Origin of the sequence: Sporolituus thermophilus DSM 23256 (assembly GCF_900102435.1) — a bacterium.
In the GTDB taxonomy this organism is placed as follows: Bacteria; Bacillota; Negativicutes; order Sporomusales; family Thermosinaceae; genus Thermosinus; species Thermosinus thermophilus.
Genome location: NZ_FNBU01000040.1, coordinates 1 through 7,733, shown reverse-complemented (window position 1 = coordinate 7,733; position 7,733 = coordinate 1). Strand labels below are relative to the sequence as shown.

The 7,733-nt window shown below is 56.7% G+C and carries 8 protein-coding genes and 1 pseudogene; 8 read left to right on the top strand and 1 reads right to left on the bottom strand.

Translation table 11 applies throughout. The features are described 5' to 3' along the window. Positions 1-261, top strand: a pseudogene (locus BLQ99_RS14525) (ISLre2 family transposase); the annotation flags it as partial. 208 nt (positions 262-469) lie between these two features. Here the strand turns inward: BLQ99_RS14525 and BLQ99_RS14520 are convergent. Beyond that, a complete protein-coding gene (locus tag BLQ99_RS14520; RefSeq protein ID WP_171904706.1) occupies positions 470-1,402 on the bottom strand; it encodes a LysR family transcriptional regulator in 933 nt (310 codons plus the stop codon). Between the two features lie 132 nt (positions 1,403-1,534). Here BLQ99_RS14520 and yedE point away from each other — a divergent pair, with 132 nt between their 5' ends. The 7 genes from yedE to BLQ99_RS14485 all read left to right on the top strand — a co-directional run. Further along, complete coding sequence (gene yedE, locus BLQ99_RS14515) at positions 1,535-2,608, top strand: YedE family putative selenium transporter (protein WP_093692214.1); 1,074 nt, start codon at positions 1,535-1,537, stop codon at positions 2,606-2,608. Between the two features lie 3 nt (positions 2,609-2,611). Beyond that, entirely contained in the window at positions 2,612-2,821 is a 210-nt protein-coding gene (locus BLQ99_RS14510; protein ID WP_093692212.1) for a sulfurtransferase TusA family protein, read from the top strand. 4 nt (positions 2,822-2,825) lie between these two features. Next, entirely contained in the window at positions 2,826-3,059 is a 234-nt protein-coding gene (locus BLQ99_RS14505; RefSeq protein WP_093692210.1) for a putative Se/S carrier protein, read from the top strand. 72 nt (positions 3,060-3,131) lie between these two features. Continuing rightward, on the top strand, positions 3,132-3,908 hold the full coding sequence (locus BLQ99_RS14500; protein ID WP_093692209.1) for an HpcH/HpaI aldolase family protein: 777 nt from the start codon (positions 3,132-3,134) through the stop codon (positions 3,906-3,908). A gap of 350 nt (positions 3,909-4,258) precedes the next feature. After that, a complete protein-coding gene (locus tag BLQ99_RS14495; protein WP_093692207.1) occupies positions 4,259-5,770 on the top strand; it encodes an ATP-binding protein in 1,512 nt (503 codons plus the stop codon). After that, positions 5,733-7,124, top strand: a complete 1,392-nt coding sequence (locus BLQ99_RS14490; RefSeq protein WP_093692205.1) for a sigma-54-dependent transcriptional regulator — start codon at positions 5,733-5,735, stop codon at positions 7,122-7,124. The genes BLQ99_RS14495 and BLQ99_RS14490 overlap by 38 nt, the downstream gene beginning before the upstream one ends. A 322-nt stretch (positions 7,125-7,446) precedes the next feature. Further along, on the top strand, positions 7,447-7,733 hold a 287-nt coding region (locus tag BLQ99_RS14485), incomplete at its 3' end, for a TIGR00366 family protein (protein ID WP_171904705.1).

Genomic DNA, 7,733 nt, shown 5'->3' with positions numbered 1-7,733 from the left:
AGCCGAGAAGGCGCCAAGCATATGGCATACATACGCGTATGTCAGGCAAATGGTCAGTCAGTAGCCGAGGAATATCTAAGACAACAACGTACAAATTACAAAATTGAGATAATGACAACAAGCCCGGCAGAAACTGTAGAAGTTGAACGGCAAAAGAAAACAAAAGCAACCTGTGAAACACATGACAATATTCCTGTATTAAAGGGGCCGAAAAACTTCTTATATAAGGTCTTGCGGGAGCTTTCGCTTGCCTATGCTTAATATTATGTTAACTCATCCGTGATGGTATGTCTTCTAAAAAATCCTACAATGTCTTGACACTATCTCTACCATAGAAAAAGGTAGCCCACCTTCTCTAAAAGTGATATAATAAAATCAAACGAGGGTGTGGCTCATGGGGTCAAATGCTCACAAATGTGAGTTATCCCCGCACTACAATGCCGCCCTCGTTTTTTGCTGTCTGAAAATATTAGTCGAGTTGACGCTGGGCCGGTGGCAAATCGGCGCTGTCGGCAGAAGGATCGGCGCTGGTGACTAGGGCCTGCCAGTAGTGGCTGACAGTGGTGGGCATGAGGGACGGATTGCATAAGCCATAGAAGGTACGGGTGATGCGCAGCCCGGGGACGTTGACAATAGCTAGCCGGCCGGCCGCGACTTCGTCCTGGACGGCCCAACGCGAAAGAAAGCCAGCACCGGCCTGCTGCAGCACGGCTTGTTTAATGGCGGCGTTACCCGTAACCTCCAGCACTACGTTGAGCCGGTCAACGGCGATGCCGTTAGCGGCCAGTGCGGCCAGTAATGTCTGGCGTGAGCCCGAGGGCGCCTTACGTAAGATAAGGGGCAGGTGTGTCATTGCCGCGAGGTCGGGGAGGCGGATCTCCGCGAGCAAATCGGGGTGGACCACTAGCACCAGCTCGTCTTGCCACAGGGGTTGGGCAGCAGGATCATCCGGTTTGGTGCCGACGATGGCAATGGGAAACTGGCCGCTCGCATAGGCAGCCAAGATAGCCTGGCTGTCACCGGTCGTAATCGATACTTTAACGCCGGGGTGGCGGCGCAAAAAGGCGGCCGTCAGGCCGGGCAGGATGTATTCGCCGGGGATGGTGCTCGCCCCGACCGGGATATGGCCGCTCGTGCCGGCGACCAAGGCCTTGATTTGGTTTTGCGCTTCTTCGAGGATGGCATTAACGCGGCGCGAATTTTCGTAAAGCGTCTGGCCGTAGACGGTCAGTTCCACTCCTTTGGCTGTCCGCATAAACAGCGGGCAGCCAAAATTTTTTTCCAGGTTGTCAATATGAAACGAAACGGTAGGCTGGGTCAGGCCGAGCCGCTTGGCGGCGGCGGTGAAACTGCCTTCTTCCGCCACGGCGCAAAAGACTGACAATGCTTGTAGATAAGACATGGGCAACACCTCATATTTAAGGTTCCACATTGCTGAAAAAACTTCCTACCGGGCTAACTGCAGGAATAATTAACCAGACATTGAATAAATCTTTATTTGTAATAAATTTTTCATATATGAGGGGGCGAGTTTATGAACGTTGCGCTCATTCTTGCGACCGGGGTGGTCTTCGGCCTTGGCGCGGTATTGCTTGTTAAGTTGGGCAATCCCGGCAACTATGGATTTTGCGCCGCCTGCCACCTGCGGGACATTGCCGGAGCACTCGGTATTCACCAGGCAGCGACGCTGCAGTACGCCCGGCCGGAGGTGCTGGGCTGGGTGCTGGGCGCCTTCGGCATGGCCAAAGCGTCCGGCCAGTTCCGGCCGCGGGGCGGGTCGCGGCCGCTTGTCCGGTTTATCCTGGGAATGACCATGATGATTGGCGCCTTAGTATTTCTTGGCTGTCCGCTGCGGGCTATCATGCGGCTGGCGGCCGGTGACCTTAACGGCATTACCGGGTTGGCCGGTTTCGCTGCCGGCATTGGCGCCGGTATTTATTTTCTCAAACAGGGCTTTAACCTGGGCCGGGCCCGTCTGCACAGCGCCGCCGGCAATTTGGCCGGTTATCTGGCCGCGGCCGTGGCGTTAGGCTTAGTCTTGGCCGTCCTGGTTAAATCACCACTGCTTCATTTTAGCGACAAAGGCCCCGGTTCACTGCACGCGCCGGTTTGGGCCAGCCTGGCGGCGGGATTGGCGGCCGGAGCGCTCGCCTGGCGCACGCGGATGTGCCTGAGCGGCGGGATTCGTGATTTCCTGTTGGTAGGCGATACCTATCTTCTAAAAATTTATGGTGTCATGTTTCTTGCCGCGTTGGCCGGCAATATGTATTTCGGCTTTTTTAAGCTGGGCTTTACTAACCAGCCGTTAGCCCATACCATGCATATCTGGAATTTCCTCGGCCTGTTTGTTACCGGCCTGGCGGCGACGCTGGCCGGCGGTTGTCCGTTGCGCCAGCTCATTATGGCCGGCGAAGGCAATACTGATGCCATGGTCTGCGTGCTAGGCATGCTGGCCGGTGCGGGCATTGCCCATACCCTGAACACGGCCGCCTCACCAGCCGGCGTGGCCTTTAACGGGCAGGTCGCTGTTAGCATTGCTTTAGCCGTCACGGCCGTCATTGGCTGGATGTATCGTGAAAAACTGGCTGTTACCGTGGAAGGAGTGTAGAAGATGCACAAAGTATTGGACCTGCGGGGCCTGAGCTGTCCTATCCCCCTCATCAAAACCCGCGATGCCCTGCAAGACAGCCAAGCGGTCACCGTGCTGGTTGACGATATGCCGCCGAAAGAAAACATCCTGCGCTTTGCCAAGTCGCAGGGCTATAAAGTTGACTGCCAGGAGCGCGAGGGCGAATATACCATCCGTATTTGCCGGGAGTAAGACCATGGAACAGACGGTCATTACTTTCCCCTCTGTTGCCCACGCTTTTCGGGCGGAGAAACTACTCGGCCAGCGGGGCATAAGCGTTCGCCTGATCCCAGTGCCGCGGGCGCTGTCCGGCTGCTGCGAGGGGCTGGCTGCCGTCGTAGCCGACGAACAGGCGACGGCGGCGGTAGAGCTGTTGGCTGCCGCCGGGGTGGCGATGTTGTATAAAGGCGTCAAAGTAAAGATGGATTAGTTATGTCCTGTGGCAGGATTTTACAGCCTGGGCCGCCAATACTAGGGAAAAAACCAGTAAAGGGTGGTAGAAATGAGCCGACCGAGTTTTCCTGTCAACAGATTGAAAACCAAATTGGCGGCCGGCCAGCCGGTTGCCGGGTCGTTTCTGTTTACCGGCGAGCCCGCCCTCGTGGAAATCATGGGCTACGCCGGCCTGGACTTTGTCGTTATTGATACCGAACATACGCCCAATGACAGTCTACAGGTGCAGCACCTGGTGCGGGCCGCCGAGCTGGCCGGCATCACGCCTGTTGTCCGTGTTCTGGCCAATTGCTCGGCCTGTATTTTACGCGCCCTGGATGTCGGGGCTCAGGCCCTCTTGATCCCCCAGATCAATAGCGCCGCCGAGGCGGAAGCCGCGGTGCGGGCGGCCAAATACGGGCCGCAGGGTGAGCGCGGCATGGCCGGGATTGTACGGGCGGCACGCTATGGCTTTGTGCCGCTGGGGGAATATATTCAGGCAGCCAATGAGAATACCATGGTAATCGTTCAGGTGGAAAGCATGGCGGCCGTACATAATCTGGACGCTATTCTCACCGTAGACGGGGTGGACGCCGTCTTTATCGGCCCGGCCGACCTTTCCCAGTCCATGGGCCTCACCGGGCAATTCGAAAATAGCGAGTTTCGCCGGACGGTGCATGACGTTATCGATCGGGCCAAGGCCGCCGGCGTCCGGGTGGGCATTTTCTGCGCCAAGGCCGCCGAGGCCCGGTATTGGCGGGAGGCCGGTGCGGATATGCTGGCGGTGGGCACCGATACCATGCTGTTTGCGGCCGCGGTGCGCGACTTGGTGAAGGATTTAGGTTAAAGGGAAAATGTAAAAGAAAAAGCTGTCCTAATTGGGGCGGCTTTTTCTTTTTCTTTTTCTTTGTTGCCGATGAAGCGGTACCACAAAACATGAAGACATTGAAGTTTAACCACGGAGAGCGCAGAGCGCGATTTCATCGCGCTAAAGTAAAAATACCCTCCGCGTCCTCCGCGGTTCTAAAATATTAAATTCAAGTGCGACAACTGTCGCGCGTAGCCCTTTGCGTCCTTAGCGACCTTCGCGGTTTTATCAAAAAGACACGCTGGCGCTTTTGTTCAATCTCTTGACCTAGTGTCAATTTGTGGTAAGGTAATAAGAGAAGGGTGTACGAGCGGAAAGGAGGCTTGACGGTGCGTCCGACCAGTCTGCGCAGTAAACTCCTCCTGTTAATGGTTATCGTCGTCGCCCTGCCGATCGTCGGCGCCGGCTATTTCATGATGGTTAGTGCCGAAGATGCGCTGGTTGCGGAAAAACAGCAAAAACTGTTTGGTGCCGCCCGCCTGCTTGATCTGCATTTAACCGGCGACTATGAGGATATTTTGCGCCGCCATGGGGCGCAAAGCGCCAGCCGGGAGACCAAGATCGCCGTTTTGAACCGGGAGCTGGCCAAGTTTACCGATGAGGTAGCCCGGGCCTATCCGGGCATTGGCGTAGGCTATTATTCCCGCGATTTGGACGCCATCATTACCTATGGTCCCAGCGCGGTCTATGCCGATAAAGTGGGGCTGGCCATCGGCGACAGCCATGAAGGCCGGCTGGTTATGGCGACCGGCGTGCCGCGCGTCCAGGAAGGCGAACTGGTGCGGGGCGCGATTATGAATGCCATGTATCCCATCATCCGCGGCGGGCGGGTGATCGGCTACATTTGGGCCAATGAACTGACGTCCGATATCGCCGCCCAAATCGGCGCCATGAAGCGGCATATCTACCTCACGGTGTTGTTTGGCCTGCTGCTGGGGATTGCCGGTGTGGTCTATGTGGTAAAACGGCTGGGCAGCGACATTGAAGCCATCAAAACCGGTGTTCTCAGGCTCAAGCACGATCTCAGCGAACCGGTCCCTGTCGCCGGCGGCGAGGTGGGGGAAATTGCCGCCGCCATCAACGAGATGGCCCGGGAATTGGCAGAACGCAAAAAATTGGAAGCGCAGGTACAGCGGGCTGAGCGGCTGGCGGCCATCGGTGAAGTGGCGGCCGGCCTGGCCCATGAAATTCGCAATCCGCTCATGGCCGTAAAAGGCTTTGCTCAGCTCCTGAAAGAAGATATAACCCCGGCGGAACAGGCCGAATACAGCGATATTATTGTCCGCGAGACCGAACGCCTTGACCGGCTCATTGAACAGCTTTTGTGCTTTGCCCGGCCGGCGGCAACGCAAGTAGCGCCCACCGACGTGAAAGAAGTGGTGGAGAGCACGTTGCTGCTGGTAGATACCAAGCGGCGCCGCAGCCATATCGAAATTATTCGCGACCTGGACGGGCCGCTGCCGCCGGTACTGGTCGACGGTGAGCAACTTAAGCAGGTACTGCTGAATATCATTCTCAATGCTATTCAGGCTATTGAGCAAAAAGGCATCATTCGGGTCAGCGCTAAACCGGCAGCCGATGTGCTACACCTGACCGTGGCCGATACCGGGTGCGGCATTGCCCCGGAAAACATGGGCAAACTGTTCGATCCGTTCTTTACCACCAAAGAAAACGGCACCGGCCTTGGCCTGGCGGTCGCCCACCGTCTGGTCGAAAACTGGAACGGCCGGATTTTGGTAGAGTCAACGCCGGGGCAGGGCAGCACCTTTACCCTGGTGCTACCGACGACTGGAGGGGAAAACCGTGGCGATCAACAATCGCATCCTGATAGTGGACGATGAACTGAGCGTACGCCGCCTGCTGTTCGAGGTCGCCCGCCGTGCCGGATATGAAGCCTTTCTCGCCGAAAACGGCCAGGAAGCAATTGAGCAAACGAAAGAAATAAAGCCGGCGGTTATCATTATGGATATTAAAATGCCGGTGATGGACGGCCTGGAAGCTTTTGAGCGCATCCGCGCCGACTACCCGGATGTGGCCGTTATTCTTATGACCGCCCATGGCACGGTGGACACGGCGGTCGAGGCCATGAAACGGGGCGCCTTTGATTACCTTGTCAAACCGTCTAATGTTACCGAGGTGCGGATCGTCCTGGAACGGGCTTTTCAGATGCGGCGGCTGCGCGAGGAGGTAGCGGCGCTGCGCCACGAGGTGCAGAATAAATACCAGCTCGGCAATATTATCGGCAAGAGCGCCGTCATGCAGCAGGTATACAAAACGGTTGGCCGCGTCGCGCCCACCAACGCCACCGTGCTCATCACGGGGGAGAGCGGCAGCGGCAAGGAACTGATTGCCAAGACCATCCATAACAACAGCCCGCGCCGCGACGGGCCGTTTATCAAAGTCAATTGCGGCGCTTTACCCGAAGGACTGATGGAAAGCGAATTGTTCGGTTACGAAAAAGGGGCGTTTACCGGGGCGGTGGGCCGCAAACCCGGCCGCTTTGAACTGGCCCATCAGGGCACGCTTTTTCTTGACGAGGTGGGGGAACTGACGCCGCCTCTCCAGGTAAAGTTGCTGCGGGTGTTGCAGGAGCGCGAGTTCGAACGGGTCGGCGGCACCGAGACCATCAAAGTTGATGTGCGCATTATTGCTGCCACCAACCGCAACCTGGAGGAGATGGTTCATAAAGGTTTGTTTCGGGAAGACCTGTACTATCGCCTGAAAGTGGTGCCCATCCATGTGCCGCCTCTGCGTGAGCGGGTGGAAGACATTCCCTTGTTTGTCGACTACTTTGTCCGCCGGTTTGCCGCCGAAGCCCACCGCGAGGTACCCTATGTCACCCCGGAGGCCATGGAGCTGTTCAAACGTTATCACTGGCCGGGCAACGTGCGCGAACTGGCCAATGTGCTGGAACGGGCGGTAATCATGTCCAGCGGGGTTATCGGCGTGCAGGACCTGCCCGGATTGACCACCGCGGCCGCCAGCCCGGCCATTGTCATTCCCGAGACCGGCACGCTGCGGGAAATCCTCCACCAAGTGGAAAAGCAGGTCATCGCCCGGGCGCTTAAAGCCCATCACGGCAACCGCGTTAAGACGGCGCAGGCCCTCGACATCAGCCGCCGGGCCCTGCTGTATAAGATTGAGGAGTATGGCTTAGGGCGCGAGGGCGAGGAGGAAGAGAGCGCGGTTGAGTAAAAAATGGCCGGATGGGAAAAATGGTGCACAGCTCTGACGGCGGTTTTCCCGCAAGGTGTAAAGTATTTATACAATTTTTCCGCAATTAAGAGTTCATCCGGTCCCCTATACTGCTCGGTACAGGGCAGCATAGGGGCTTTTTTATTCTCTTAAAAATATACTTTTCAGACCCGCAGCGGGGCGATAAGACAGGCTTTATCGGCATTGCCGGATATCACGCCAAGCAACCGGCGGACAATTTTTGTGAAAGTTGGCACGTTGCTTGCATTAATAGTAGCCAGGGGCGGCCAAGGTAAAACACCATAGAAAGGAGAGTGTGGTTGTGGAACAACCCAAAAAACAAAAAGGGATTATCGAAGCCATCACTAGTTTTGCCGAACGGTATGTGCCGGACTCTTATGTTATCTTGCTTATCCTCAGTTTGCTGACCTTTATCCTGGCGCTCGCCTTTACGCCCTCCAGTCCCTATCAGGTCGTTCAGGCTTGGGGCAAGGGCTTCTGGATCTTGCTCGAATTTTCCATGCAGATGGCGCTTATCATCGTCACCGGCTATGCCCTGGCGACGACGCCGCAGTGCAACCGCCTGCTGGTGGCGCTGTGCAGCCAGCC